The following is a 24,431-nucleotide window of genomic DNA, read 5'->3' as shown; positions in this document are numbered from 1 at the left end:
CTCCACGACGGCTAAATTAGTAACTCATCCGACCACATAACAATAATTTTACATTGGAAGCCATTATGAGCCGCTATCCGTCGCTTTTCGCCCCGCTTGAGCTGGGCTTCACCACCCTCAAAAACCGCGTGTTGATGGGCTCCATGCATACCGGTCTGGAAGAACTGCCCGACGGCGCGCAACGGTTAGCGGCCTTTTACGCCGAGCGCGCGCGGCACGGCGTGGCGCTGATCGTCACCGGCGGCATCGCGCCCGCCCCGTCCGGGGTGACCATGGCCGGCGGCGCGGTACTCAACGATGTCAGCCATCTGGCGCATCATCGCCAGATCACCGATGCGGTACATCAGGAAGGCGGTAAAATCGCCCTGCAGATCCTGCACACCGGGCGCTACAGCTACCAGCCCGCGCTGGTCGCCCCCTCTCCTCTGCAGGCGCCGATTAACCGGTTCACCCCTCATGAGCTGAGCCACGACGAGATCCTCACGCTGATCGATGATTTTGCCCACTGCGCCCAGCTGGCGCGGGAAGCAGGCTATGACGGCGTGGAGGTGATGGGCTCTGAGGGCTATCTGATTAACGAATTCCTCGCCGCGCGCACTAACCAACGCAACGATCAATGGGGCGGCGATTACGCGCGCCGGATGCGTTTCGCCGTTGAAGTAGTCAAGGCCGTGCGCCAGCGCGCCGGTCACGATTTCATTATCATCTACCGTCTGTCGATGCTCGATCTGGTTAACGACGGCAGCACGCTGGCGGAAGTCACCGCGCTGGCCAAAGCCATCGAGGCGGCGGGGGCGACGATCATCAACACCGGCATCGGCTGGCACGAAGCGCGCATTCCGACCATCGCCACTCCGGTACCGCGCGGCGCCTTTAGCTGGGTCACCCGCAAACTGAAGGGCGCGGTGTCGATCCCGCTGATCACCACCAACCGCATCAACGATCCGCAGGTCGCGGAGGCGATCCTCGCCCGCGGCGATGCCGACATGGTCTCAATGGCCCGCCCGTTCCTTGCCGATGCCGAATTTATGTCGAAAGCGCAGAGCGATCGCGCCGATGAGATCAACACCTGCATCGGCTGCAACCAGGCGTGTCTCGATCGGATCTTCGTCGGCAAAGTCACCTCCTGTCTGGTCAACCCGCGCGCCTGCCATGAAACCCTGATGCCGGTCCTGCCTGCCAACGCCCCTAAGCGGCTGGCGGTGGTCGGCGCCGGGCCTGCCGGTCTGGCCTTCGCGGTTAACGCCGCCGCCCGCGGTCATCACGTCACGTTGTTCGATGCCCTCCCGGAGATCGGCGGCCAGTTTAATATCGCCAAACAGATCCCCGGCAAAGAGGAGTTTCATGAAACCCTGCGCTACTACCGTAGAATGCTCGATCTTAACGGCGTCGATCTACGTCTGAACACCCGCGTCACGGCAGACGATCTGCTGGCGTTCGATGAGACGATCCTCGCCACCGGCATCGCCCCGCGTCTGCCGGCGATCATAGGGATCGATCATCCCAAGGTGCTCAGCTACCTGGATGTCTTACGCGATAAAGCGTCGGTTGGCGCGAAGGTGGCGATTATCGGCTGCGGCGGCATCGGCTTCGACACCGCGATGTATTTAAGCCAGTCGGGGGTGGCCACCAGCCAGGATATCGGCGAGTTCTGTCGCGAATGGGGTATCGATACCAGCCTGCGGACGGCGGGCGGGCTGCGTCCTGAAGGCCCGCAGCTGAGTCAAAGCCCGCGACAGATTGTGATGCTGCAGCGCAAGGCGAGCAAACCGGGCGACGGGCTCGGCAAAACCACCGGCTGGATCCACCGCGCCACGCTGCTGGCGCGCGGCGTGAAAATGATCCCGGCGGTCAGCTATGAGAAGATCGATAATGAGGGATTACACGTGACGATCGGCGGCGAGCGCCAGCTGCTGGCGGTGGATCATGTCGTGATCTGCGCCGGTCAGGAGCCGCGCCGTGAACTGGCGGATCCGCTGCGCGCGGCGGGAAAAACGGTGCATTTGATCGGCGGCTGCGACGTGGCGGCGGAGCTGGATGCGCGCCGGGCGATTGCCCAGGGCACGAAGCTGGCCCTGGCGATTTAGCCGTGTCCCGGGGGCGGCGCGATGCGCCTTCCCCGGGCTACCACGATAATCCCGAACGGTAGCCCGGCTAAAGCGACAGTCGGTAGCCCGGCTAAGGCGACAGCCGCAAGCCGGGGAAATAGCCACACGGATCAGCGCTGTTTACGCACCTTCGTTGCTTTCAAAATGACAAACTTATTGTTCGTCGCAATCGTCGTGCAGTTACCAAAAGCGCGCTTCAGCTTACGGAAGTAGTCGAGATGACGGTTGCCGACAACGTACAGCTCGCCGCCGTATTTCAGGCTGCGGCGGGCGTCGTTAAACATCTGCCATGCGATATGGTCGGTAATGGCGTGCTGCTGGTGGAACGGCGGATTGCACAGGATCGCCGTAAAGCGGTCCGGCTCAATGCCGGAGAGCGAGTTGTTGACCATAAATTCACAACGGTCAATATCGTCCGGCAGGTTGTGCTCAACGTTCAACCGGCTGGAAGCCACCGCCATGTGCGACTCATCGGTGAACATCACGCGGGCATTGGGGTTCTGCGCCAGCGCCTGCAGGCCTATCACCCCGTTGCCGCAGCCGAGATCGGCGATCTCGCCTTCTAAATCAGACGGTAAATGCTGCAGGAAGAAGCGCGCGCCGATATCCAGACCGCTGCGGGCAAAGACGTTGGCATGGTTGTGGATGGTCCACGGCGTGCCGTCCAGCTTCCAGCTGTAGGTTTGCGGCGCATCGGCAAGCTCAGGGGCGGTGAAAACGCAGTGGATCAGACGCGCTTTTTTCCACGCCAGCGAGGTGGTGGTGGTGCCGAGGATCTTTTCAAACAGCGCCAGCGTCGAGTTATGCACATCGCGCGCTTTCGCCGCGGCGATAATGCGGGTTTCCGGCGTCACCACTGCGCGCAGGGCGCGCAGCTGCTGTTCCAGCAGCGCCAGCTGCTTTGGCACCTTAATCAGCACCAGCGCCGGCGCGGCCGGCAGCGGGCTCAGGCTATCCTGAAAACGCACACTCTCTTCATCAATGCCGTTCATCCGCAGGTTGTGGCGGGTCGCCAGCTCGGAGATAAAGGAGTCGTTGATGCTCACCGGGTTGCGTTCCGCCAGCGCGCAGGCGAGCGCGCCGAAGCCGTCGTTGAAGATGAGCGTCAGGCCGTCGACGTCATTCACCTGTTGCAGCAGATATTCATCCGCCGCTTCCCACGCCTGAAGCGCTTCTTCTTCAGCGTTAGGTGGGAACCGCTCTAATGTGAATAACTCACCGTTTAACTCTGCCTGGCTCATCGCCTCTCCGCCTCCGGAATAGTAAAACCCGCGAGTTTATACGCAAATCCTGTCCAGTTGAAGAGAGATCGCTGATCATCGCCGCTCAGCGTAGATCGCTCTCGTCATCGGCTCGCAGCAGCGTTATCGAGGCGCGGGCGCCGGGCATCAGCTGCTGCAGATAGCCTACCAGCCGCTCTCCCGCCTCATGCAGGGCCGACAACGGCATCGCCGGCAGGCTTTCGAGAATAAACCACATCGTCTGCGCGCCGCTGTCCAGCCGGGTACGTACGCCCTGCCGCCAGTTCCAGCGTCGGCAGGTTACGCCTATATCATCCCGCCAGATGACTTCGCCCGGCTCCGGATATTCCACCACCGGCTCTGCCGATTTCAGCGTATCGAATGGCTCATCGCCGCGGGCAATGGCCAGCCGCGGTTCGCCACGGTAGGCGGCCAGATTTTCCCCACCGACCGGGATGGCATAGCGAATGCTGATCGCGTTGTAGATATCCACCACCGGATCGATGGCCGGCAGGCTCCCCTCTTTCAGCACCCGCTTGCGCAGCGCCTGCGCCGAACAGGGGGTACGTTTCGCCTTCGCGCCGAAGGCGCTGAACGCTTCATCCCATGCCGCCAGGTGCGCTTGCGCCCAGGGCACATCATCCTGCTGCACCGCCAGGCAGGCCTCGGCCAGCGCCTGTTCCGCGACGGCGGGATTGGCCACCGGCGCGCTCTCCACCACAATACTTAATGCCCGAAAGCCCGGCGCCAGGCGGCTGACCGCAGATTCGATTGACGGCGTTACGCTACGCATTCGATAATCCTGTAATGACCAATTTGTTTCATCATAGTGACCAATGAACGTAAAAGTCAATATAACGACCGATTCAGGATCTGATGTCGACCAGGTAAGTCGCGCCGTCGCCACGCGGCTGAAGGCCTACCGTAAAGCGAAAAAAATGTCGCTGGACGAGCTGTCGCGCCGGGCCAGCATCAGCAAAGGCATGCTGGTCGAGATGGAAAAAGAGGCCGCCAACCCCAGCATTGCGATCCTCTGCAAACTCGCCGCCGCGCTGGGCGTCTCGGTGGCGGATATTGTCAATGTGGCTAGCGAACCCGCGTTGCATATTATTCCCGCCGAGCAGATCCCCACCCTCTGGCAAGGGCCGCTGGGGGGCAGCGCCAGGCTCCTCGCCGGCACCGCCGGGCCGAATATGATAGAGCTGTGGCGCTGGGAGATGCAGCCCGGCGAAGCCTTTACCTCGCCCGGCCATCCGGCGACGACCTTCGAGCTGCTGCACGTGGAAGCCGGCGCGCTGACGCTGACGCTTGGCGAGACCTGCCGCACGGTGGCGGCCGGGGAATCCGCGGTGGCCCGTACCGAAACAGAGCATGGGTACCGGAATGCGGGACCCGCGCCGCTGGTCTTTACCATGACCGTGGCTGAACTGCCCTCCTGACAGACATAATGATAAGACGATGACAAAACTCATTTATTTACAGGGCTATCCTGAATCGCTGCTGGCGCAGGTGACCACGTTAATCGAGCAAAACCGCCTTGGAGAGGTGCTGCAAAAGCGCTATCCGCATGGGCACGACGTTAACAGCGATAAAGCGCTATATCAGTACACCCAGGATTTGAAAAACCGCTTTCTGCGCGGCGCGGCGCCGATCAACAAAGTGATGTATGACAGTAAGATCCACGTGCTGAACAATGCGCTCGGCCTGCATACCGCCATTTCCCGCGTTCAGGGCGGCAAGCTGAAAGCCAAAGCGGAGATCCGCGTGGCGACGGTATTTCGCGACGCGCCGGAGGACTTTTTGCGGATGATCGTGGTCCATGAACTGGCGCATCTGAAAGAGAAGGAGCACAACAAAGCCTTCTACCAGCTGTGCTGCCATATGGAGCCGCAGTACCATCAGCTGGAGTTCGACACCCGCCTGTGGCTGACGCACCTTTCGTTAAATCGTTCTGCGTAGTCACGCACTGGTTTTGTCATGGGGGCATGATAGAGTGACGACAGGTTCCCTTTAATGGAGTTCGTCACCGTTTATGATACGTTTCGCAGTTGTTGGCACAAACTGGATCACTAAGCAGTTTGTCGATGCCGCCCATGAAACCGGCAAATATAAACTTACCGCCATCTACTCCCGCAGCCTCGAACAGGCACAAGCCTTCGCCAATGACTATCTGGTCGAGCATCTGTTTACCTCGCTGGAGTCGCTGGCGCAAAGCGACGCCATTGACGCGGTATATATCGCCAGCCCGAACTCCCTGCACTTCCCGCAGACGCGGCTGTTCCTGAGCCACAAAAAGCACGTCATTTGCGAAAAACCGCTGGCGTCGAATCTGCAGGAGGTCGAGGCGGCCATCGCGGTGGCGAAAGCCAACAACGTGGTGCTGTTTGAAGCCTTCAAAACCGCCAGCCTGCCCAACTTTCTGCTGCTGAAGGAAACCCTCGGCAAAGTGGGTAAACTGCGTAAAGCCTTCATTAACTACTGCCAGTACTCTTCGCGCTACCAGCGCTATCTCGACGGCGAAAACCCCAACACCTTTAATCCGGCGTTCTCCAACGGTTCGATTATGGATATCGGCTTCTATTGCCTGGCGTCCGCTGTGGCGCTGTGGGGCGAACCGCGGGCCGTTCATGCCACCGCCAGCCTGCTGGACAGCGGCGTGGACGCCCAGGGCACCGTGGTGCTGAGCTACGGCGACTTCGACGTGACGCTGCATCATTCCAAGGTGAGCGACTCGGCGATCCCCAGTGAAATTCAGGGCGAAGACGGCGTATTAGTGATCGAAAAAATCTCCGAGTGCCAGAAGCTGGCGTTTGTGCCGCGCGGCGGCAAAGCCCAGGACCTGACGCAGCCGCAGCATATCAATACTATGCTGTATGAGGCGGAGACCTTCGCGCGGCTGGTGGAAACAGAGGATGTCGACCATCCGGGCCTGGCAGTGAGCCGTATCACGGCGAAACTGTCGAGCGAAATTCGTCGCCAGACTGGGGTGATCTTCCCGGCCGATACGCAGCCGCTGGCGTAAAAGAGTGTAAAGGCCCGTCTGGCCGCCATTGACGAAAACCGCCTCGTGACATATTTTGTTACGAGCAAAGGGGAGTAACTTCCTTGCCGGTCGATCGTCATTACGATGCGTGTAACACCGCATCCGGTCGCCGGGCAATTACCAAAGCCCATCGCGATGAACTTTGGTTGTTGTAAGTGAGACCTTGCCGGAAGGCGAGGTCTATGCATAAAAGCGCAGCGGCTGCCGTCTTCCGACGTCAGCCGTTTTTGTTTTTATGTAAGGAATATCAAATGAATACTGTCGGCACGCCGTTGCTATGGGGTGGATTCGCTGTCGTCGTCGCGATCATGTTGGCGATCGACCTGCTGCTTCAGGGACGACGCGGTTCGCATAGCATGACCATGAAGCAGGCCGCTGGCTGGTCTATCCTCTGGGTCACACTTTCTCTGTTGTTTAACGCCGCGTTCTGGTGGTATCTGGTGCAAACCCAGGGCCGCGCCGTCGCCGATCCGCAGGCCCTGGCCTTCCTCACCGGCTATCTGATTGAAAAAGCGCTGGCGGTCGATAACGTCTTCGTCTGGCTGATGCTGTTCAGCTACTTCGCCGTGCCGCCTGCTCTGCAGCGCCGGGTGCTGGTGTATGGCGTCCTCGGGGCGATTGTTCTGCGCACCATTATGATCTTCGCCGGCAGCTGGCTTATCTCCCAGTTCGACTGGCTGCTGTACGTCTTCGGCGCCTTCCTGCTGTTTACCGGCGTGAAGATGGCGCTGGCGAAAGAGGACGATTCCGGCATCGGCGACAAACCGCTGGTGCGCTGGATCCGCAGCCATCTGCGAATGACCGATAAAATCGAGAGCGAGCGCTTCTTCACCCGTAAAAACGGGGTGCTGTTCGCCACGCCGCTGCTGCTGGTGTTGATTCTGGTCGAGCTGAGCGATGTGATATTCGCCGTCGACAGTATCCCGGCGATCTTTGCGGTCACCACCGACCCGTTTATCGTGCTGACCTCGAACCTGTTTGCCATTCTCGGCCTGCGCGCCATGTACTTCCTGCTGGCGGGGGTCGCTGAGCGCTTCTCGATGCTCAAATATGGCCTGTCGGTGATCCTGGTGTTTATTGGCGTGAAGATGCTGATCGTCGATTTCTACCATATCCCGGTCGCCATCTCGCTGGGGGTCGTGGGTGGTATCCTGACCGTCACGCTGTTGATTAACGCCTGGGTCAACAAGCAGCACGACAAGCAGCGCAAACTGCCTGAGTAACCTGCCTGGCGCGCCGTCGGCCCCCGCTGGCGGCGCGGTAATCGGCTATAGCAAACCTTCTCGTAACGATAATGCCTGCTCATGTCACAATTATGTTGCTACATAGTTAAAAAATAAGATCCAGATTAAAATCACAGTATTTTGCGCTTCCCGCCCGTCATTCTTTCCGTATACTCGACTATGCAAACATATACTTACATCCTGACATAAACGTAACAAATAATACGTAGCTGGGATGGCTTGCTACATCACTGGAAGGAATGAATTATGACCACACGCACTCCCTCATCAGGGTGGCTTTCCCGCCTGGCACAAGGCAGCCTGGTGAAACAAATTTTAGTCGGCCTGGTACTTGGCGTGCTGCTGGCGCTGGTCTCTAAGCCTGCGGCCATCGCCGTCGGCCTGCTGGGGACCCTGTTCGTCGGCGCGTTGAAGGCGGTAGCGCCGGTGCTGGTATTGATGCTCGTCATGGCCTCGATCGCCAACCATCAGCACGGACAAAAAACCAGTATCCGCCCCATTCTGTTTCTCTATCTGCTGGGCACCTTCAGCGCGGCGCTGACCGCGGTGTTGTTCAGTTTTGTCTTTCCCTCGACCCTGCACTTAACCACCGCCGCCGACAGCATCACGCCGCCGTCGGGGATTGTTGAGGTGCTGCGCGGCCTGCTAATGAGCATGGTGTCCAACCCGATCGACGCCCTGCTGAACGCCAACTATATCGGTATTCTGGTGTGGGCGGTGGGCCTTGGCTTCGCCCTGCGTCACGGTAACGACACCACTAAAAACCTGATCAACGATGTCTCCCACGCGGTGACCTTTATCGTTAAAGTGGTGATCCGCTTTGCGCCGCTGGGGATCTTCGGTCTGGTCTCTTCCACCCTGGCAACCACCGGTTTTGAAACCCTGTGGGGTTACGCCCAGCTGCTGCTGGTGCTGGTGGGCTGTATGCTGCTGGTGGCGCTGGTGATTAATCCGCTGCTGGTGTTCTGGAAGCTCCGCCGCAACCCCTATCCGCTGGTGCTGACCTGCCTGCGCGAAAGCGGCGTCTACGCGTTTTTCACCCGCAGCTCCGCCGCTAATATTCCGGTGAATATGGCGCTGTGTGAGAAACTGAACCTGGATCGCGATACCTATTCGGTCTCCATTCCGCTGGGGGCAACCATCAATATGGCGGGCGCGGCAATCACGATCACCGTGCTGACGCTGGCGGCGGTCCATACGCTGAATATTCCGGTGGATCTGCCTACGGCGCTGTTGCTGAGCGTGGTCGCTTCGCTGTGCGCCTGCGGCGCCTCCGGCGTGGCGGGCGGTTCGCTGCTGCTGATCCCGCTGGCCTGTAATATGTTTGGTATTCCGAACGATGTGGCGATGCAGGTGGTTGCCGTCGGCTTTATTATCGGGGTGCTGCAGGATTCTTGCGAAACCGCGCTGAACTCCTCCACCGACGCCCTGTTTACCGCCGCCGCCTGCATGGCGGAAGACGACCAGCTGGCGAAAAACGCCCTGCGTAGCTAATGCCTTTCCCCTCCGCTACCGCGCGGAGGGGCTCTCTTCCTGCACCGCGTTTTCAACCCTGAACGGATCGATACCCCGCTTTTGCATCCGGCGGAAGCGAATAATATTCAGGCCGTTGACGATCAGGAAGCTGCCTTCAATCAGCGTCCCGCCGATGGAACCCAGCCACAGGTTATGCGTCACCCAGCAGGCGGTGGAGCACCACATCACGCAGCGGACGGTCAGCCCTTTACAGCGAAACAGCGCCCAGGTGCTGGCGACAGTGCCAATAATCGGCAGCAGCTCCATAGCATGCTGCAGCTTGCCAAGGCCGAGGATCAGCGTCAGAAGGATAAAGATCGTCATCACCCAAAGGCTGCGGGTGCGCAGGGAAATGACCGTGCGGAGCGCATTAAGCCCGGCGCTCATCCCGGCAGGCGCGGCGCCCATCAGGAAGAAATGGACGCCGATAACGCCGCTATAGACCGCCAGCTGAAGCCTGAAGCGACGTTCGTCGCGGTTGATAAAGGTGGTAATGCCGATAAGAAAGGCGATGACGCCGACCCCCTGGGCCAGCCAATATGCGGTCATGAAAGCTCCCTGAGAGAAAAAAACAAACGGCGCTTCACAGGCTGAAACGCCGCTGTTGCTTACCCGATGACGCTGCGCTATCAGGCCAATGCGCGATCAACGCCGCCCGGGCGCCAATATGAATGCGCCTTTACAGGGTAACACCGCTTTTAAAGATGGCCAGCTCGCGGAAGTCATTCTGCTCATTACAGGTCGGTTTGCCGTTGGCGAAAGCCACAATGGTGTCCACGAACTCCTCCAGCAGCTGCGGCATCGCTTTGCCGTGGATCAGCTGTCCGGCATCGAAGTCGATCCAGTGCTTTTTCTTTGCCGCCAGCTCGCTGTTGGTGGCGATCTTCACCGTCGGCACAAAGCCGCCGTACGGCGTGCCGCGGCCGGTGCTGAACAGCACCATATGGCAGCCGGCGCCGGCCAGCGCGCTGGTGGCGACGGCATCATTGCCCGGCGCGCTCAGCAAGTTCAGACCATGTACCTTCAGACGCTCGCCGTAGCGCAGGACATCCACTACCTGGCTGGAGCCCGCTTTCTGGGTACAGCCCAGCGACTTATCTTCGAGGGTGGTGATCCCCCCGGCCTTGTTGCCCGGCGAAGGGTTTTCGTAAATAGGCTGGTCGTGAGCGATAAAGTACTGCTTAAAGTCATTGACCATGGTCACCAGCTTGTCGAAGGTCGCTTCGTCGCGGCAGTGGCTCATCAGCAGCTGTTCGGCGCCGAACATCTCCGGCACTTCGGTCAGCACGGTGGTGCCGCCGTTGGCGATCACATAGTCTGAGAAACGCCCCAGCATCGGGTTAGCGGTGATGCCGGACAGGCCGTCCGACCCACCGCACTCGAGGCCAAACTTCAGCTCGCTCAGCTTGCCCGGCTGACGTTTATCCTGACGCATCACGTCATACAGCTGGTGGAGATGCGCCACCCCCGCCTCCACTTCATCGTCCTGATGCTGACAAACCATAAAGTGCACGCGCTGCGGATCATACTCGCCCAGCGTTTCGCGAAAAGCATCCACCTGGTTGTTTTCACAGCCAAGGCCCACCACCAGCACCGCTCCGGCGTTCGGATGGCGGACCATATTCTGCAACATGGTGCGGGTGTTGATGTGGTCGTCCCCGAGCTGTGAGCAACCGTAGGTATGGCTGAAGAGATGCACCCCATCGATATCTTCGGCGCCGTTCGCCTCTTTCAGAAAACGGTTCTGCATCTGACGGGCCATGGCGTTGACGCAGCCGACGGTCGGCAGGATCCATAGCTCATTGCGCACCCCGACGTCGCCATTGGCGCGACGATAAATCTGCACTTCGCGATCCGCTGGCTGCGGCGGTTGGGCAACCTGCTCCGGTTGATAGCGATACGCGTCAAGGTCGCTGAGATTGGTGCGCGTATTGTGCGCATGGACATGCTCGCCCGGCGCGATATCCGCCAGCGCATGGCCAATCGGCAACCCATACTTAACGACGTTTTCCCCTTTCGCGATAGCGCGCAGTGCAAACTTATGTCCGCGAACGATATCCTGACCGAGGGTGACCGGGTCATTGTCGATCGTCACCACGCTACCGGCCGTCATATCCGCCAGCGCGACCGCGACGTTATCCTGCGAATGGATTTTGATGTATTGCATATCAACCGACCTCTGGTCTTAGTTCAGTTCAATGGCGAAATAGTCACGCGCATTGTTAAAGCAAATGTTTTTCACCATCTCGCCCAGCAGCGCGATATCCGCAGGCGCTTCGCCGGCGGCCACCCAACGGCCGATCATCTGGCACAGAATACGACGGAAGTATTCGTGGCGGGTGTAGGAGAGGAAGCTGCGGCTGTCGGTCAGCATTCCGACAAAGCGGCTCAGCAGGCCGAGCTGCGCCAGCTGGGTCATCTGCCGCTCCATGCCGTCTTTCTGATCGTTGAACCACCAGCCGGAGCCGAACTGCATCTTGCCCGGCATCCCTTCGCCCTGGAAGTTACCGATCATGGTGCCCAGCACTTCGTTATCGCGCGGGTTCAGGCAGTAGAGAATGGTTTTCGGCAGCAGGTTCTCTTCGTTCTGCTTGCTCAGCAGCTTAGACAGCTCTTCAGCCATCGGACGATCGTTGATCGAGTCAAAGCCAACGTCCGGGCCTAACAGTTTGAACTGACGCAGGTTGTTATTGCGCAACGCGCCGATGTGGTACTGCTGCACCCAGCCGCGACGGGCATACTCTGCGCCGAGGAACACCAGCACCGCGGTTTTGAACTGCGCCACTTCGCGTTCGCTGAGGGTTTCGCCAGCCAGGCGACGCGCCAGAATGGCGTCCAGCTCGGCGTCAGTCGCTTCCGCAAACAGCACCACGTCCAGGGCGTGGTCGGAGACTTTGCAACCGTGAGCGGCAAAGTGGTCCAGACGTTTGGTCAGCGCGCTTTGCAGGTCCGCAAAACGGCGAATATCGGTGTCCGACACTTCACCCAGCTTAGCCATATAGTCATTGAAGGTCGCCTGCTCGATGTTGAACGCTTTATCCGGGCGCCAGCTCGGCAACACCTTGATATCAAATGAAGTGTCTTTAGCGACAACCGCATGGTGTTCCAGGGAATCAATCGGATCGTCGGTGGTGCCAACCATCTTCACATTCATCTGCTTCATGATCCCGCGGGCGGAGAAGGCGTCCTGGGCCAGTAACGCATTGCACTGGTCCCAGATCTCATCGGCGGTGGAAGGCGACAGCAGCTTACCTGTAATACCAAATGGGCGACGCAGCTCTAAATGGGTCCAGTGGTATAACGGGTTGCCAATCGTGTGAGGCACGGTGGCTGCCCAGGCGTCAAATTTCTCGCGATCGGAGGCATCACCGGTACACAGACGCTCCGGCACGCCGTTGGTGCGCATTGCGCGCCATTTATAGTGATCGCCTTTCAGCCAGATGTCATACAGATTTTTGAAACGGTAATTTTCGGCAACCTGCTGCGGCGGAAGGTGGCAATGGTAGTCGAAAATAGGCTGATCTTTGGCGTAATCGTGGTACAGGCGGCGGGCAAATTCGCTATCGAGTAGAAAATCTTCGGTCATAAACGGTGTCATTCGTGTGTCCTCTTCGCTCCGGAGCGGGAGCCTTTCAGATGATTGACTACAATGCTGACAAAGTTATCACACCAATTTCTACAGACCGAACTGTTTTTCGTGAGTTAGATCAATAAACGCTGATAAAAAAAACCGCCTGCGCGCGGCAAACATCTCGCCAGAGCGCGCCGTATCTGGCTTTCTTCGCCAATCATAAAGACCACACTAACTTTCCCGCTTTTGTGACAGCACTCAACTTTTAAAGTTGTATGACAAGTTATCTTTCTGCCGTCGCAACATATAAACCGACGGAATGCTTTACCGGTGTTTATGGCATCGGCTTATACGGAATGGATACCGACTTTTTACATAACAACTGATGGTAAGGTTCGGGCCAGAGGGGACCGCCCTCCTGAACCCTCCGTTTCGCTTTCCCGACCGCGTATCGCCGTCAGGAGAGGCCGCACCTGGTGCGGAGAAATTACAGACGATGAGGTTTACATGCGTAAAATTAAAGGGTTACGTTGGTACATGATCGCACTGGTGACGCTGGGCACCGTGCTGGGCTACCTGACCCGTAACACCGTGGCGGCGGCCGCGCCGACGCTGATGGAAGAGTTACACATCTCGACCCAACAGTACTCCTATATCATTGCAGCCTATTCCGCTGCCTATACCGTCATGCAGCCTGTCGCAGGTTATGTTCTTGATATTCTGGGGACTAAAGTCGGCTATGCCTTCTTCGCTATCGCCTGGGCGATATTCTGCGGCTCGACCGCCCTCGCCGGCAGCTGGGGCGGCCTGGCGCTGGCCCGCGGCGCGGTGGGCGCGGCGGAAGCGGCGATGATCCCCGCCGGGCTGAAAGCCAGCTCCGAATGGTTCCCGGCAAAAGAGCGCTCTATCGCGGTGGGCTACTTCAACGTAGGTTCCTCTATCGGCGCCATGATCGCGCCGCCGCTGGTGGTGTGGGCGATCGTCATGCACAGCTGGCAGATGGCGTTCATTATCTCCGGGGTTCTGAGCTTCGCCTGGGCCATCGCCTGGCTGATCTTCTACAAACACCCGCGCGACCAGAAGAAATTATCTGACGAAGAACGCGACTACATCATTGGCGGCCAGGAGTCTCAACACCAGACCAATAATGCGAAGAAAATGTCGCCGTGGGAGATCCTGCGCAACCGTCAGTTCTGGGGTATCGCCCTGCCGCGCTTCCTCGCCGAGCCGGCCTGGGGGACCTTTAACGCCTGGATCCCGCTGTTCATGTTTAAGGTTTACGGCTTTAACCTGAAAGAGATCGCGATGTTTGCCTGGATGCCGATGCTGTTCGCCGACCTCGGCTGCATCGTCGGTGGATACCTGCCGCCGCTGTTCCAGCGCTGGTTCGGCGTCAACCTGATCGTGTCGCGAAAAATGGTGGTCACCATGGGCGCCCTGCTGATGATTGGCCCGGGGATGATCGGCCTGTTCACCAGCCCGTACGTGGCGATTGCCCTGCTGTGCATCGGCGGGTTTGCTCACCAGGCGCTGTCCGGGGCGCTGATTACCCTCTCTTCCGACGTCTTTGGCCGTAACGAAGTCGCTACCGCCAACGGTCTGACCGGGATGGCCGCCTGGCTGGCGAGCACCATGTTCGCTCTGGTCGTCGGCGCGCTGGCAGACACCATCGGCTTCAGCCCGCTGTTTGCGGTACTGGCGGTCTTTGATCTGCTGGGCGCGCTGGTCATCTGGACGGTGCTGAAAAACAAACCGGCTGACGATGACACGACGCCGCTTAGCAGCCGCAAACCGGCCACCCAGAGTTAGAGACGCTTATGCTGAGGTGATCGCCTGCCAAGCCGCCTTCTCAGGCGGCTTTTTCATCCCTGCCAGTGGTGGAAATCGCGTAAAAGTGGTATAACAAATCGAATATTGTCGCCATCTTGCGGGAGCGAATATGGAAATCATTGAACCACGCCGTCTTTATCAGCAACTTGCCGCTGAGCTGAAGACGCGCATCGAACAAGGTGTCTACCTTGTAGGGGATAAGCTGCCCGCCGAGCGCTTTATCGCCGATGAAAAAAACGTTAGCCGCACTGTGGTTCGTGAAGCCATTATCATGCTGGAAGTGGAAGGCTATGTCGAAGTCCGCAAAGGGTCGGGCATTCACGTCATCTCCAACCATCCGAAATACCAGCAGGTGGCCGATGAAAGCCTGGAGTTCGCCAACTATGGCCCCTTTGAGCTGCTGCAGGCGCGGCAGCTTATTGAAAGCAATATCGCCGAATTCGCGGCCACTCAGGTGACCAAGCAGGACATCATGAAGCTGATGGAGATTCAGGAGAAAGCGCGCAACGAGAAGTGTTTCCGCGACTCCGAATGGGATCTGCAGTTTCACGTCCAGGTGGCGCTGGCCACGCAGAATAGCGCCCTGGCGGCGATCGTGGAAAAAATGTGGACCCAGCGCGTGCATAACCCGTACTGGAAAAAGCTGCATGAGCATATCGACCTGCGCACCGTCGATAACTGGTGCGACGACCACGATCAGATCCTGAAGGCTCTGCTGCGTAAAGATCCGAACGCCGCCAAACTGGCGATGTGGCAGCATCTGGAAAATACCAAGCAAATGCTGTTTAACGAAACCAGCGACGACTTTGAATTTAATGCCGATCGCTACTTATTTGCCGAAAACCCGGTGGTTCATCTCGATACAGCGGCCAACGGCGCGAAATAAGCCTTTATCCCCCCGGCGCGCAGCCCCTGCGCGCCTGTTCCCCATGCCGGCTGGGGTAAGCAAAACATATATAGTGTCAGCCTGTGTAAATCCTCTCGCCTCCCATCGCCGCAATCAGCAAAATCAACGAGCAACACCTTGCAATTTCTCTGACGGAAAGTCAGGTGATTTGTTACAATTAGATGCATTTTGCCGTTCTGGGAGTAGGTATCGACTTACTTCAATTTTTTACAGGGAAGCGTTCAGAGCGCCGAAGCAGCGACCATAATCTCATAAAAATCTTGTCGCCCTACATGCCGCGCGCTCAGACGTGCCGTTAACCGATGTACCAGGAATCGTGAATGGAACTATTAACCCAGTTATTGAATGCCTTGTGGGCTCAGGATTACGAAACGCTCGCGAATCCCTCCATGATTGGCATGCTGTATTTTGTCTTGTTTATGATTTTGTTCCTTGAGAACGGGTTACTGCCTGCCGCGTTTTTGCCGGGGGACAGCCTGCTTGTGCTCGTGGGCGTGCTGATCGCCAAAGGGGCGATGGGCTTTCCGGAAACGTTGCTGCTGCTCACCGCCGCCGCCAGCCTCGGCTGCTGGCTGAGCTACATCCAGGGGCGTTGGCTGGGCAATACGCGGATCGTGCAAAACTGGCTGTCGCATCTGCCCTCTCACTATCATCAGCGCGCGCATCACCTGTTTCATAAACATGGACTCTCCGCGCTGCTGATCGGCCGCTTCATCGCCTTCGTGCGCACGCTGCTGCCGACCATCGCCGGGCTTTCCGGCCTCAATAACGCCCGCTTTCAGTTCTTTAACTGGATGAGCGGCCTGCTGTGGGTGCTCATCCTGACCTCGCTGGGCTATCTGCTGGGCAAAACCCCGGTATTCCTTAAGTATGAAGATCAGCTGATGTCCTGCCTGATGCTCCTGCCGGTTGCGCTGTTGGTCTTCGGACTGGTCGGCTCGCTGGTGGTGCTGTGGAAGAAAAAATACAGAAGCCGGGGCTAATGATGGTCATAAAACGCCCTTCCCTGCGCCAGCTCAGCTGGCTGCTGGGTGGCTCTCTTCTGCTCTGCGCGCTGTTCTGGCTATGGCTGGCGGTGCAGCAGCAAGAGGCCACGCTGGCGATCCGTCCGGTTGGCCAGGGCGTCAGTATGCCGGATGGTTTCTCCGTCTGGCATCACCTCGACGCCAACGGTATCCGCTTCAAGAGCATTACGCCGCAAAAGGATGGCCTGCTGATTAAGTTTGATTCCACCGCCCAGGGCGCGGCGGCGAAAGAGGTTCTCGGCCGCGCTCTGCCTCATGGTTATATTATCGCCTTGCTGGAAGACGATAACTCGCCTACCGCCTGGTTATCCCGCCTGCGCGACGCGCCGCATCGGCTCGGGTAAACGGCCGTCAGACTGCGTTTTCAACGCAGTCTGGTGGTTTCCCGCATTTGTTACTATGCTTAAACCTGCGTGAATCAACGCATTCACGTTTACCAACGGGAACGGGTTTATCCTCCGGGTATCCCCTAAGACAATGGAAGGTACTATCCATGAAACACCGCATCGCTCTGCTTCTGGCCCTGTCTTCACTTAGCGCCAGCGCCATAGCCGCCTCTCCCTGCCAGGAAAAAGAGCAGGATATTCAACGAGAGATCAGCTATGCCGAAAAGCATCACAATCAAAGTCGCATTGATGGGCTAAATACCGCGCTACGCCAGGTACGGGAGAACTGCAGCGACAGTAAACTCAAAGCCGATCATCAGCAAAAAATTGCCAAACAGCGGGAAGAGATCGCTGAACGTCAGCGCGATCTGCAGGAAGCCCGGAAGAAAGGCGATGCGGACAAAATCAACAAACGCCAGCATAAACTCAATGAAGCGCAACAGGAGTTGAAAACGCTGGAGTCTCGGGATTACTAATCACTATTAACTTTCGCAATACGGACCACGCTACAGGAGAACGACATGGCTAAAGAGAATGTGACTGACGACCTTCGTGCAGAACTGAAAACGCTGGCGGACACCCTGGAGGAAGTACTGAATTCCTCGGCGGACAAGTCGAAAGAAGAGATGGGTAAACTGCGCAGTAAAGCCGAGAGCGCGCTGAAAGAGAGCCGCGCCCGTCTGGGTGAGACCAGCGAAGCGATTCTGCGTCAAACTCGTGAGACCGCCGCGCGAGCGGATGATTATGTTCGCGAAAATCCGTGGACAGGGGTCGGGATTGGCGCCGCCGTCGGGCTGGTGCTGGGTGTCCTGCTGTCGCGTCGCTGATTATGGCGAATACTCAACACACGCAGGGGCCGGGTCAGCGCGTCTTCTCCATTGGCCAGCGTATCGTTACGCTGCTGGTCGAAATGGTGGAAACACGGCTGCGCCTGGTCGTCGTGGAGCTGGAGGAGGAGAAAGCCAACCTCTTCCAGCTGCTGATCATGACCGGACTGACGCTGCTGTTTGCCGCGTTTGGCCTCATGAGTCTGCTGGTGCTGGTTATCTGGGCCGTTGACGCTCAGTACCGCCTGCACGTCATGATCGCCACCACCGTCGTGCTGCTTCTCGCCGCCGCGATTGTCGGTATCCTTACCTTACGTAAGGCGCGACGCTCCACGCTGCTGCGCCTGACGCGAAGAGAGCTGGAGAACGACCGTGCCCTTCTGGAGGAAGATAAACCATGAATGGCCGACAGGAGCGTGAACGGCAAAAGGCGCAGCTGCTGCGCCAGATCCAGCAGCAACGGCTGGAGCTGAGCGCCTGTCGCCGCCACTGGCTGGAAGCGACTGCGCCCTTAGACCGCGGCTGGCATACGCTGCTTAGTTTACGTTCGTGGCTGATGGTGGGCAGCGGTCTGATGGCCGTGTGGTCCGTCCGACACCCGCATTTTTTGATGCGCTGGACCAAACGCGGACTGGGTTTATGGAGTACCTGGCGGCTGGTCCGCGGGATCCTGCGCCAGTCGGCAGTTCGTTAGCCGCCCGGAGCGCGGGCGCTTTTCCCGGCGCCCCGCTCTGCCACTTCCTCGCTCGATACGCAACGCCGTGCGTAAAAACTTGCCCCCTGGCCGCCATCCGCGGTCAGCCAGCCCTCTGATCCCATGCCATTCCGCCCGGCCAGGCCTTTACCAGCGCCGGTCGTGACCTATCGCGTTGTGGCATTTTTCGCCCCCTCTTACCGATTACTCAGAAACTTTGAACTAGATCTACAGTTTTCCTTGCTAACAATTCCCTCTCCGCCTCGCTACTATCCTCTCCATCGACAGCAACACCGCGTAACTACGCGGGATTGCGCTAAAAAACAAAACCGCCGCCCTTTGGGTTTTCTGGAGTAAGAAATGAAAAAATTAGAAGATGTTGGTGTACTGGTAGCGCGCATTCTGATGCCGATTCTGTTTATCACTGCAGGATGGGGCAAAATCACCGGTTATGCGGGAACCCAGCAGTATATGGAAGCCATGGGCGTACCGGGTGCGCTGCTGCCGCTGACCATTCTCCTTGAATTCGGCGGCGGACTGGCGATTCTGTTCGGTTTCCTGACCCGGACCACCGCGCTGTTCACCGCAGGCTTTACGCTGTTGACCGCGTTCCTGTTCCACAGCAACTTTGCGGAAGGCGTGAACTCCCTGATGTTCATGAAAAACCTGACCATCGCTGGCGGTTACCTGCTGCTGGCCATTACCGGACCGGGCGCCTTCAGTATCGACCGTGTACTGAATAAGAAATGGTAAGCGCACTATACTGAATGAATGAAAAAGCGAGGAGGCCACTCCTCGCTTTTGCTATCTGAAGTCTGAAGGAGGAATAAAGATGGGCCAATTAGTCGACGGCGTCTGGCAGGATACCTGGTATGACACAAAATCCACCGGTGGGCGTTTTAAGCGTTCCGTTTCCGCCTTCCGTAACTGGCTCACCGCCGATGGCGCGGCCGGACCGAGTGGTGAAGGGGGATTTGCGGCGGAAAAAGATCGCTATCATCTGTACGTTTCTCTCGCCTGCCCGTGGGCGCATCGCACGTTAATTATGCGTAAGCTGAAAGGACTGGAGCCTTTTCTCCCTGTCTCCGTGGTCAATCCGCTGATGCTGGAAAACGGCTGGACTTTTGACGACAGCTTCCCGGAAGCCACCGGTGACACCCTTTATCAGCACGATTTTCTCTATCAGCTGTATCTGCACGCCGACCCGCGCTACACCGGTCGCGTCACCGTCCCGGTACTATGGGATAAAAAACAGCAGACCATCGTCAGCAATGAGTCGGCAGAAATCATCCGTATGTTTAATACCGCCTTCGATGGCCTGGGCGCCAGAGCCGGGGATTACTACCCGCCGGCGCTGCGGGAAAAAATCGATGAACTGAACGGCTGGATCTATGACAACGTCAATAACGGCGTGTATAAAGCTGGCTTTGCCACCAGTCAGCAGGCTTACGACGAAGCGGTGGATGAGGTGTTTACCTCGCTGGAGCGGCTGGAGCAGATCCTCGGTCAGCATCGTTACCTGACGGGCAATCAGCTGACGGAAGCGGATATTCGCCTGTGGACGACGCTGGTACGCTTCGACCCGGTGTATGTGACCCATTTTAAATGCGACAAACGACGCATCAGCGATTATCTCAATCTCTACGGCTTCCTGCGCGACATCTACCAGATGCCGGGTATCGCGGAGACGGTGAGCTTTCCGCATATTCGTCACCACTATTACCGCAGCCATAAAACCATTAACCCTACCGGCATCATCTCCATTGGGCCGCAGCAGGATCTCAGCGAACCACACGGTCGCGACCAGCGCTTCCGTTGATCCGTCGGGCGCCAGTGATGGCGCCCAATAATTCAGAAAACAGATATTTACCCACCATTCATTCACGTCTATTCTTATTGCGATCGCTTAAAAAACAAGTGATTGACGGTTAATTGAGGCATAGAAATGGACTGGTATCTCAAGGTATTAAAAAACTATATAGGATTTGGCGGCCGTGCGCGGCGCAAAGAGTACTGGATGTTTATTCTGGTCAACCTCATCCTGACCGGCGTATTGAGCATCATCGATAAAATGCTGGGCTGGCAGCGGGCGGGCGGCGAAGGCATTCTGACGACCATCTATGGCATACTGGTCTTTTTACCGTGGTGGGCGGTGCAGTTTCGGCGTCTGCACGACACCGACCGTTCGGCATGGTGGCTGCTGCTGCTGTTGATCCCGGTCATCGGCTGGCTGGTGATCCTGATCTTTAACTGCCAGCGCGGAACGGAAGGCAACAACCGATTCGGGCCCGATCCAAAACCCTTTTCCTACTGATCTTCCTGCTCCTCCCGCTAGCGGGAGGAGTGTCCTCGACTATCTGCCGGCAAACAGCTTAGGGATCTCACGCAGGCACCAGGACTTCGCTTCGCCCATGCTGTCCCGTCGCCAGGCCATGATAATGTCAATTTCATTGGTATATTCCGGACTGACCACCCGCAAGCGTCCTTCAGCAATATCCTTCTCCACCAGCGGATAGGGCATGGTCGCCACGCCTAATCCGGCCAGCAGCGCCTGACGCTTATCTTCAATGGTGCTCACCGTTAAGCGCGGCTGTTTATCCAGCAGCTGAACGGTGAGAACGGGCCGCTCGCGCGCGGTATCCGCCACCGCGACGCCACGGTATTTGACGCGGGTGACCTCGGAGAGCGGTTCAGGCTCCTGGTGGATCGGGTGGTCCGGCGCCGCGACGTACACGCTGAGCACCGAATAGAGTTTGCGCGAGTTAATCTCCGAGGAAGAACGAAAATGCATATCCGGCGCGACAACGATATCCGCCCGCCCCTGCTCCAGCCGCTCCCAGGCGCCGGCCAGCACCTCGGTGATAATCGACAGCTGGGTGTTGGACTTGGTCGCCAGTTTCTCAATCAGCGGAAACAGATCCGGCGTGGGCACCAGCGCTTCGGTGACGATCGTCAGGTGAGTTTCCCAGCCGCGAGACAGGGCTTCGGCATCGGTGGTGAGCTTGTCCGCCGCCTCGAGCAGCACGCGACCGCGCTCCAGCAGCATACGCCCGACGTTGGTGAACTTTGTGCGATGACCTGAGCGGTCAAACAGCACCACGTCCAGCTCTTCCTCCAGTTTTTGCATGGTGTAGCTCAGGGCGGAAGGCACGCGTCCCAGCTCATCAGCCGCGGCAGCGAAGCTCCCGCGACGATCGATCGCATCCATCACGCGTAACGCTTCCAGCGTTAATGCTCTCTCTTTAGCCATCGCTTTCTCATTCAGGAAATTTGAACATACCGGGCAGAATATCTGGCTAACAATACAGCGTCCATACCTTTACCATTGATTTAGTGTAAAGAGAGGTCAAGAACATGATTACTACCCGAACAGCCAAACAATGCGGACAAGCAGACTTCGGCTGGCTGCAGGCCCGCTACACCTTCTCCTTTGGCCACTACTTCGACCCAAAATTACTGGGCTTCGCGTCCTTACGCGTTCTCAATCAGGAAGTGCTGGCCCCCGGGGCCTCGTTCCAGGCCAGAACGTATCCCAAGGTCGATATCCTGAACCTGATTCTGGAAGGCGAAGCGGAGTATCGCGACAGCGACGGCAATCACCTGCAGGCCAGGGCCGGCGACGCGTTGATTATCGCCACTCAGCCTGGCGTGAGCTATAGCGAGCACAATCTGAGCAAAGAGCAGTCGTTAACGCGAATGCAGCTATGGCTCGATGCCTGCCCGCAGCGGGAAAACCCGCTGCAGCAGAAAATCGAGGTCGCCAACGCGCCGCTACAGCTGCTGGCCTCACCGGATGGGGGGAATAATAGCCTCCAGCTTCGCCAGCAGGCCTGGGTCTATCACATCGCGCTGGAAAAAGGGGAGCAGATCAACGTGCAATTGCATGGCCCGCGCGCCTACCTGCAGTCGATCCACGGCACCGTCCATGCCGTCGCGCAGGAACAACCCAAACAGGCTCTCACCTGTGGTGATGGGGCATTTATTCGTGACGAAGCTAACATTACCCTCGTCGCCGATACGCCGCTGCGCGCTTTGCTGATAGATTTACCGGTGTAACAACGGAAGGGATGGAGTCTGTCAGTGAGTAAGAAAAAAAACAGAAAAAAGGCGTCTCCGACGCCGCTAGCCCCGACGCCGCCGGAAACCGTCGGCGTCGTCAGCTTTGGTTATGATGAGATGCTTAGCGAACTGGAAGCCATCGTCGCCGAGGCGGAGATTCGCCTGCGGGATGAAGAAAGTCTCGCCTGAAACTGCAGCATGGATTATTCGGCTATCGTTGATGGCCTGCCGCTAATACCGGCCCCGAAAGGGGCTGATGGCATTATTCACTCAGCGCGTCGGCAAGATCTTTTTTCACCTGGGTGCGCTGCTCCGGCGTCAGTACCTGATTCACATCAAAATAGTACTTCACGCGATAATAACGTACCTGTTGATCAATTTTACTGAATGCCGCCAGCTGATCCTTCACCGCTTTCTCATTCCATTTACCGGAATCAATCACGTTAATCAGCGCGCCATCTTTAATGTCTTGCTGTGAAATCTGCTCAACGTTTTTTTCCATTTGCTGATGCAGGCTGTTAATTTTGCTCACCTGATCGGGAGTCAGTTTTAAGTGCTGGACGATAGGGTCCTTAGCGGGTGCTGGCGCAGTCACTTCCGCGGCCTGCGCCGCCAGCGAAAAACCTGCAACGGCGGCGGTCAATAATATAGCTCGTGATACTTTTGTCATTTTATTATCCTGTATAAGTGCGTCATGATAAGACGCACTATTATTCCCTGAACAATAATGGCGATGTGTAAAAAAGCATGAACATAATTGTAAAAGGGGTTGAATACATTCATAGATCAAATGATCTATAAGCTAAACATCCACATTGTTTATTTTTTTAGGTCCGATAACGACGAGGAGGTTAAATTAATATCCATCCGTTGCGCGGCGAGGGTGATCTGATGTTCATCGAGCGCTTCTTTAATCGCTTCAAGAAAATCAAAATAAGTCTCCCAATATTCGCTATTTTTCACCCAGACACGAACAGTGAAGTTAAGTGTGCCCGGCATCATTTCAAGCAGACGAACCGTAGTACCACGAGATTGATCGATTCGCTTTTCACTATCAATGATAGCCTGAATGACCTGCTTAACCTGCACAATTTTAGTCTCGCTGGCCACGCCGAGGGTCAGATCGATTCGCCGAAAAGGATGGCAGGAATAATTCACAATACTGTCGGCGATGACTTTACCATTTGGAATAATAACTTCTTTATTATCAACGGTTAGTAGCGTTGTTGAAAAAACATGTACGGACTGCACCATACCAGAAATCGCGCCGACCTGTACAAAATTGCCGGCCCGAAAAGGACGTAAAGTGACTAACAGAACACCAGCGGCAAAGTTAGAAAGCGAACCTTGCAGCGCCAGACCAATTGCCAGCCCTGCCGCGCCAATAACCGCGATGATGGACGACGTCTCAATCCCTACCCGACCTAATGCGGCGATTATCGCAAAAGCCATCGTAATATAACGAACGAGCGCAGCAAAGAAATGAACGATTGTCGCATCGACGTTGCGTCGTAAGAGAATTTTCTCGAAGGCTTTAGCGAGGACTTTTGCAAGCATTCGCCCGACAAAAAGAATAATCAGCGCTGCCACGATATTCCAGGCAAACTGCATAATTGTTTCACCATGACCGATAAGCCAGGCTATTGCCGATTTGAGCTGCGGGAATAATACTACATTTTTCACGTCTATCACTCCTGTCTGGATAACCTATAAACCTGCTATCCATTAAGCTGAATGATGACCGCTGCAAATCAGGGAATGGAGACTAACGGATAGACAATAAAACATCGTAGCGTGACAGTATTAACGAATCCGGTGTTTAAAGCAGCCAAAAAACTGTTTAAAAGTGGATATTCTACAAACCTGATTTACAACCGACTGAAATTAAAAATAAACACCTTCGTCGAGAGGTTTTATAGAGATAGTTGAAACTGACCGATAAGCCGCTTTCTTTTGGGTATAGCGTCGTGGACAGTCATTC

At 57.1% G+C, this 24,431-nt stretch carries 27 protein-coding genes; 19 read left to right on the top strand and 8 right to left on the bottom strand.

All coding sequences use genetic code 11. The features are described from left to right. Positions 1-65: 65 nt before the first annotated feature. Positions 66-2,087 (top strand): NADPH-dependent 2,4-dienoyl-CoA reductase, encoded by a 2,022-nt coding sequence (locus ABLX76_RS17890; protein ID WP_087848563.1) that lies wholly within the window; start codon positions 66-68, stop codon positions 2,085-2,087. Between the two features lie 131 nt (positions 2,088-2,218). On the opposite strand, the gene rlmG is transcribed toward ABLX76_RS17890, so the two are convergent. Together rlmG and ABLX76_RS17880 are read right to left on the bottom strand one after the other, a co-directional pair. Continuing rightward, positions 2,219-3,349: a 23S rRNA (guanine(1835)-N(2))-methyltransferase RlmG gene (gene rlmG / locus ABLX76_RS17885; protein WP_261902006.1), complete on the bottom strand. Its 1,131-nt coding sequence runs from the start codon at positions 3,347-3,349 to the stop codon at positions 2,219-2,221. An 85-nt stretch (positions 3,350-3,434) separates the two neighbouring features. Then, the gene (locus tag ABLX76_RS17880; RefSeq protein WP_072420637.1) at positions 3,435-4,142 is read right to left on the bottom strand and encodes a B3/4 domain-containing protein; all 708 of its coding nucleotides are present in this window, start codon (positions 4,140-4,142) and stop codon (positions 3,435-3,437) included. A 43-nt stretch (positions 4,143-4,185) separates the two neighbouring features. Between ABLX76_RS17880 and ABLX76_RS17875 the strand changes: the two genes are divergently transcribed. The 5 genes from ABLX76_RS17875 (at position 4,186) to sstT (ending at position 9,130) form a co-directional block, all read left to right on the top strand. After that, a complete protein-coding gene (locus ABLX76_RS17875) occupies positions 4,186-4,788 on the top strand; it encodes an XRE family transcriptional regulator (protein ID WP_043520967.1) in 603 nt (200 codons plus the stop codon). A 19-nt stretch (positions 4,789-4,807) separates the two neighbouring features. After that, complete coding sequence (locus tag ABLX76_RS17870; RefSeq protein WP_032454156.1) at positions 4,808-5,308, top strand: M48 family metallopeptidase; 501 nt, start codon at positions 4,808-4,810, stop codon at positions 5,306-5,308. Positions 5,309-5,381: 73 nt separating this feature from the next. Beyond that, positions 5,382-6,371, top strand: coding sequence for a Gfo/Idh/MocA family oxidoreductase (locus tag ABLX76_RS17865; RefSeq protein WP_348874995.1), 990 nt, complete (start codon positions 5,382-5,384; stop codon positions 6,369-6,371). 272 nt (positions 6,372-6,643) lie between these two features. Then, entirely contained in the window at positions 6,644-7,615 is a 972-nt protein-coding gene (locus ABLX76_RS17860; protein ID WP_004188496.1) for a TerC family protein, read from the top strand. A gap of 267 nt (positions 7,616-7,882) precedes the next feature. After that, on the top strand, positions 7,883-9,130 hold the full coding sequence (gene sstT, locus ABLX76_RS17855; RefSeq protein WP_023291085.1) for a serine/threonine transporter SstT: 1,248 nt from the start codon (positions 7,883-7,885) through the stop codon (positions 9,128-9,130). Positions 9,131-9,145: 15 nt separating this feature from the next. Here the strand turns inward: sstT and ABLX76_RS17850 are convergent, their stop codons facing one another. From ABLX76_RS17850 to uxaC, 3 genes are all read right to left on the bottom strand, one after another. Then, positions 9,146-9,700, bottom strand: a complete 555-nt coding sequence (locus ABLX76_RS17850) for a YgjV family protein (protein WP_065882620.1) — start codon at positions 9,698-9,700, stop codon at positions 9,146-9,148. A 130-nt stretch (positions 9,701-9,830) separates the two neighbouring features. After that, entirely contained in the window at positions 9,831-11,318 is a 1,488-nt protein-coding gene (locus tag ABLX76_RS17845; RefSeq protein WP_044524824.1) for an altronate dehydratase family protein, read from the bottom strand. A gap of 18 nt (positions 11,319-11,336) precedes the next feature. Further along, positions 11,337-12,749, bottom strand: a complete 1,413-nt coding sequence (gene uxaC / locus ABLX76_RS17840) for a glucuronate isomerase (RefSeq protein WP_023291088.1) — start codon at positions 12,747-12,749, stop codon at positions 11,337-11,339. A gap of 480 nt (positions 12,750-13,229) precedes the next feature. Here uxaC and ABLX76_RS17835 point away from each other — a divergent pair, with 480 nt between their 5' ends. The 11 genes from ABLX76_RS17835 to ABLX76_RS17785 all read left to right on the top strand — a co-directional run bounded on the left by ABLX76_RS17835 (position 13,230) and on the right by ABLX76_RS17785 (position 20,705). Continuing rightward, complete coding sequence (locus ABLX76_RS17835) at positions 13,230-14,531, top strand: MFS transporter (protein ID WP_023291089.1); 1,302 nt, start codon at positions 13,230-13,232, stop codon at positions 14,529-14,531. A gap of 130 nt (positions 14,532-14,661) precedes the next feature. Then, complete coding sequence (gene exuR / locus ABLX76_RS17830) at positions 14,662-15,438, top strand: transcriptional regulator ExuR (RefSeq protein WP_004206120.1); 777 nt, start codon at positions 14,662-14,664, stop codon at positions 15,436-15,438. A 341-nt stretch (positions 15,439-15,779) separates the two neighbouring features. After that, the gene (gene yqjA, locus ABLX76_RS17825; RefSeq protein WP_023291090.1) at positions 15,780-16,442 is read left to right on the top strand and encodes a DedA family general envelope maintenance protein YqjA; all 663 of its coding nucleotides are present in this window, start codon (positions 15,780-15,782) and stop codon (positions 16,440-16,442) included. A gap of 8 nt (positions 16,443-16,450) precedes the next feature. After that, complete coding sequence (gene mzrA, locus ABLX76_RS17820; RefSeq protein WP_072096611.1) at positions 16,451-16,828, top strand: EnvZ/OmpR regulon moderator MzrA; 378 nt, start codon at positions 16,451-16,453, stop codon at positions 16,826-16,828. A gap of 149 nt (positions 16,829-16,977) precedes the next feature. Next, positions 16,978-17,346, top strand: coding sequence for a DUF1090 domain-containing protein (locus ABLX76_RS17815; RefSeq protein ID WP_004206124.1), 369 nt, complete (start codon positions 16,978-16,980; stop codon positions 17,344-17,346). Positions 17,347-17,391: 45 nt separating this feature from the next. Then, the gene (locus ABLX76_RS17810; RefSeq protein WP_002917916.1) at positions 17,392-17,697 is read left to right on the top strand and encodes a YqjD family protein; all 306 of its coding nucleotides are present in this window, start codon (positions 17,392-17,394) and stop codon (positions 17,695-17,697) included. 2 nt (positions 17,698-17,699) lie between these two features. Further along, positions 17,700-18,098 carry a phage holin family protein gene (locus ABLX76_RS17805; RefSeq protein ID WP_023291093.1) on the top strand — a complete coding sequence of 133 codons (399 nt, stop codon included), beginning with the start codon at positions 17,700-17,702 and terminating at the stop codon, positions 18,096-18,098. Further along, complete coding sequence (locus ABLX76_RS17800; protein WP_023291094.1) at positions 18,095-18,391, top strand: YqjK-like family protein; 297 nt, start codon at positions 18,095-18,097, stop codon at positions 18,389-18,391. Before ABLX76_RS17805 ends, ABLX76_RS17800 begins: the two co-directional genes overlap by 4 nt. Positions 18,392-18,751: 360 nt before the next feature. Beyond that, entirely contained in the window at positions 18,752-19,144 is a 393-nt protein-coding gene (locus tag ABLX76_RS17795) for a DoxX family protein (protein ID WP_002917920.1), read from the top strand. 79 nt (positions 19,145-19,223) lie between these two features. Continuing rightward, positions 19,224-20,210, top strand: a complete 987-nt coding sequence (locus ABLX76_RS17790; protein WP_348874994.1) for a glutathione S-transferase family protein — start codon at positions 19,224-19,226, stop codon at positions 20,208-20,210. A 126-nt stretch (positions 20,211-20,336) separates the two neighbouring features. Next, a complete protein-coding gene (locus tag ABLX76_RS17785) occupies positions 20,337-20,705 on the top strand; it encodes a DUF805 domain-containing protein (protein ID WP_017900662.1) in 369 nt (122 codons plus the stop codon). Positions 20,706-20,744: 39 nt separating this feature from the next. Here the strand turns inward: ABLX76_RS17785 and ABLX76_RS17780 are convergent, their stop codons facing one another. Beyond that, positions 20,745-21,641, bottom strand: coding sequence for a LysR family transcriptional regulator (locus ABLX76_RS17780; RefSeq protein WP_004144865.1), 897 nt, complete (start codon positions 21,639-21,641; stop codon positions 20,745-20,747). Positions 21,642-21,745: 104 nt separating this feature from the next. Between ABLX76_RS17780 and ABLX76_RS17775 the strand changes: the two genes are divergently transcribed. Next, entirely contained in the window at positions 21,746-22,447 is a 702-nt protein-coding gene (locus ABLX76_RS17775) for a pirin family protein (protein WP_023291096.1), read from the top strand. Between the two features lie 24 nt (positions 22,448-22,471). Further along, positions 22,472-22,639, top strand: a complete 168-nt coding sequence (locus ABLX76_RS17770) for a hypothetical protein (protein ID WP_004206134.1) — start codon at positions 22,472-22,474, stop codon at positions 22,637-22,639. Between the two features lie 73 nt (positions 22,640-22,712). On the opposite strand, the gene ABLX76_RS17765 is transcribed toward ABLX76_RS17770, so the two are convergent. Further along, on the bottom strand, positions 22,713-23,120 hold the full coding sequence (locus ABLX76_RS17765; protein WP_023291097.1) for a Spy/CpxP family protein refolding chaperone: 408 nt from the start codon (positions 23,118-23,120) through the stop codon (positions 22,713-22,715). A gap of 149 nt (positions 23,121-23,269) precedes the next feature. Then, complete coding sequence (locus ABLX76_RS17760; protein ID WP_023291098.1) at positions 23,270-24,133, bottom strand: mechanosensitive ion channel domain-containing protein; 864 nt, start codon at positions 24,131-24,133, stop codon at positions 23,270-23,272. Positions 24,134-24,431: the final 298 nt, after the last annotated feature.

It is taken from the genome of Klebsiella sp. JB_Kp004, from assembly GCF_040065795.1.
Lineage (GTDB): Bacteria > Pseudomonadota > Gammaproteobacteria > Enterobacterales > Enterobacteriaceae > Klebsiella > Klebsiella quasipneumoniae.
This window is presented reverse-complemented; position numbering and strand designations above follow the sequence as displayed.

Coding starts and splice junctions, on each gene's coding strand:
- ABLX76_RS17860 (WP_004188496.1), top strand. CDS start 6,644: ATGAATACTGTCGGCACGCCGTTGCTATGGGGTGGATTCGCTGTCGTC.
- ABLX76_RS17805 (WP_023291093.1), top strand. CDS start 17,700: ATGGCGAATACTCAACACACGCAGGGGCCGGGTCAGCGCGTCTTCTCC.
- ABLX76_RS17890 (WP_087848563.1), top strand. CDS start 66: ATGAGCCGCTATCCGTCGCTTTTCGCCCCGCTTGAGCTGGGCTTCACC.
- ABLX76_RS17790 (WP_348874994.1), top strand. CDS start 19,224: ATGGGCCAATTAGTCGACGGCGTCTGGCAGGATACCTGGTATGACACA.
- ABLX76_RS17845 (WP_044524824.1), bottom strand. CDS start 11,318: ATGCAATACATCAAAATCCATTCGCAGGATAACGTCGCGGTCGCGCTG.
- ABLX76_RS17765 (WP_023291097.1), bottom strand. CDS start 23,120: ATGACAAAAGTATCACGAGCTATATTATTGACCGCCGCCGTTGCAGGT.
- uxaC (WP_023291088.1), bottom strand. CDS start 12,749: ATGACACCGTTTATGACCGAAGATTTTCTACTCGATAGCGAATTTGCC.
- ABLX76_RS17880 (WP_072420637.1), bottom strand. CDS start 4,142: ATGCGTAGCGTAACGCCGTCAATCGAATCTGCGGTCAGCCGCCTGGCG.
- ABLX76_RS17865 (WP_348874995.1), top strand. CDS start 5,382: ATGATACGTTTCGCAGTTGTTGGCACAAACTGGATCACTAAGCAGTTT.
- rlmG (WP_261902006.1), bottom strand. CDS start 3,349: ATGAGCCAGGCAGAGTTAAACGGTGAGTTATTCACATTAGAGCGGTTC.
- ABLX76_RS17850 (WP_065882620.1), bottom strand. CDS start 9,700: ATGACCGCATATTGGCTGGCCCAGGGGGTCGGCGTCATCGCCTTTCTT.
- ABLX76_RS17875 (WP_043520967.1), top strand. CDS start 4,186: ATGAACGTAAAAGTCAATATAACGACCGATTCAGGATCTGATGTCGAC.
- ABLX76_RS17835 (WP_023291089.1), top strand. CDS start 13,230: ATGCGTAAAATTAAAGGGTTACGTTGGTACATGATCGCACTGGTGACG.
- ABLX76_RS17800 (WP_023291094.1), top strand. CDS start 18,095: ATGAATGGCCGACAGGAGCGTGAACGGCAAAAGGCGCAGCTGCTGCGC.
- exuR (WP_004206120.1), top strand. CDS start 14,662: ATGGAAATCATTGAACCACGCCGTCTTTATCAGCAACTTGCCGCTGAG.
- ABLX76_RS17815 (WP_004206124.1), top strand. CDS start 16,978: ATGAAACACCGCATCGCTCTGCTTCTGGCCCTGTCTTCACTTAGCGCC.
- sstT (WP_023291085.1), top strand. CDS start 7,883: ATGACCACACGCACTCCCTCATCAGGGTGGCTTTCCCGCCTGGCACAA.
- yqjA (WP_023291090.1), top strand. CDS start 15,780: ATGGAACTATTAACCCAGTTATTGAATGCCTTGTGGGCTCAGGATTAC.
- ABLX76_RS17795 (WP_002917920.1), top strand. CDS start 18,752: ATGAAAAAATTAGAAGATGTTGGTGTACTGGTAGCGCGCATTCTGATG.
- ABLX76_RS17780 (WP_004144865.1), bottom strand. CDS start 21,641: ATGGCTAAAGAGAGAGCATTAACGCTGGAAGCGTTACGCGTGATGGAT.
- ABLX76_RS17785 (WP_017900662.1), top strand. CDS start 20,337: ATGGACTGGTATCTCAAGGTATTAAAAAACTATATAGGATTTGGCGGC.
- ABLX76_RS17870 (WP_032454156.1), top strand. CDS start 4,808: ATGACAAAACTCATTTATTTACAGGGCTATCCTGAATCGCTGCTGGCG.
- ABLX76_RS17810 (WP_002917916.1), top strand. CDS start 17,392: ATGGCTAAAGAGAATGTGACTGACGACCTTCGTGCAGAACTGAAAACG.
- ABLX76_RS17775 (WP_023291096.1), top strand. CDS start 21,746: ATGATTACTACCCGAACAGCCAAACAATGCGGACAAGCAGACTTCGGC.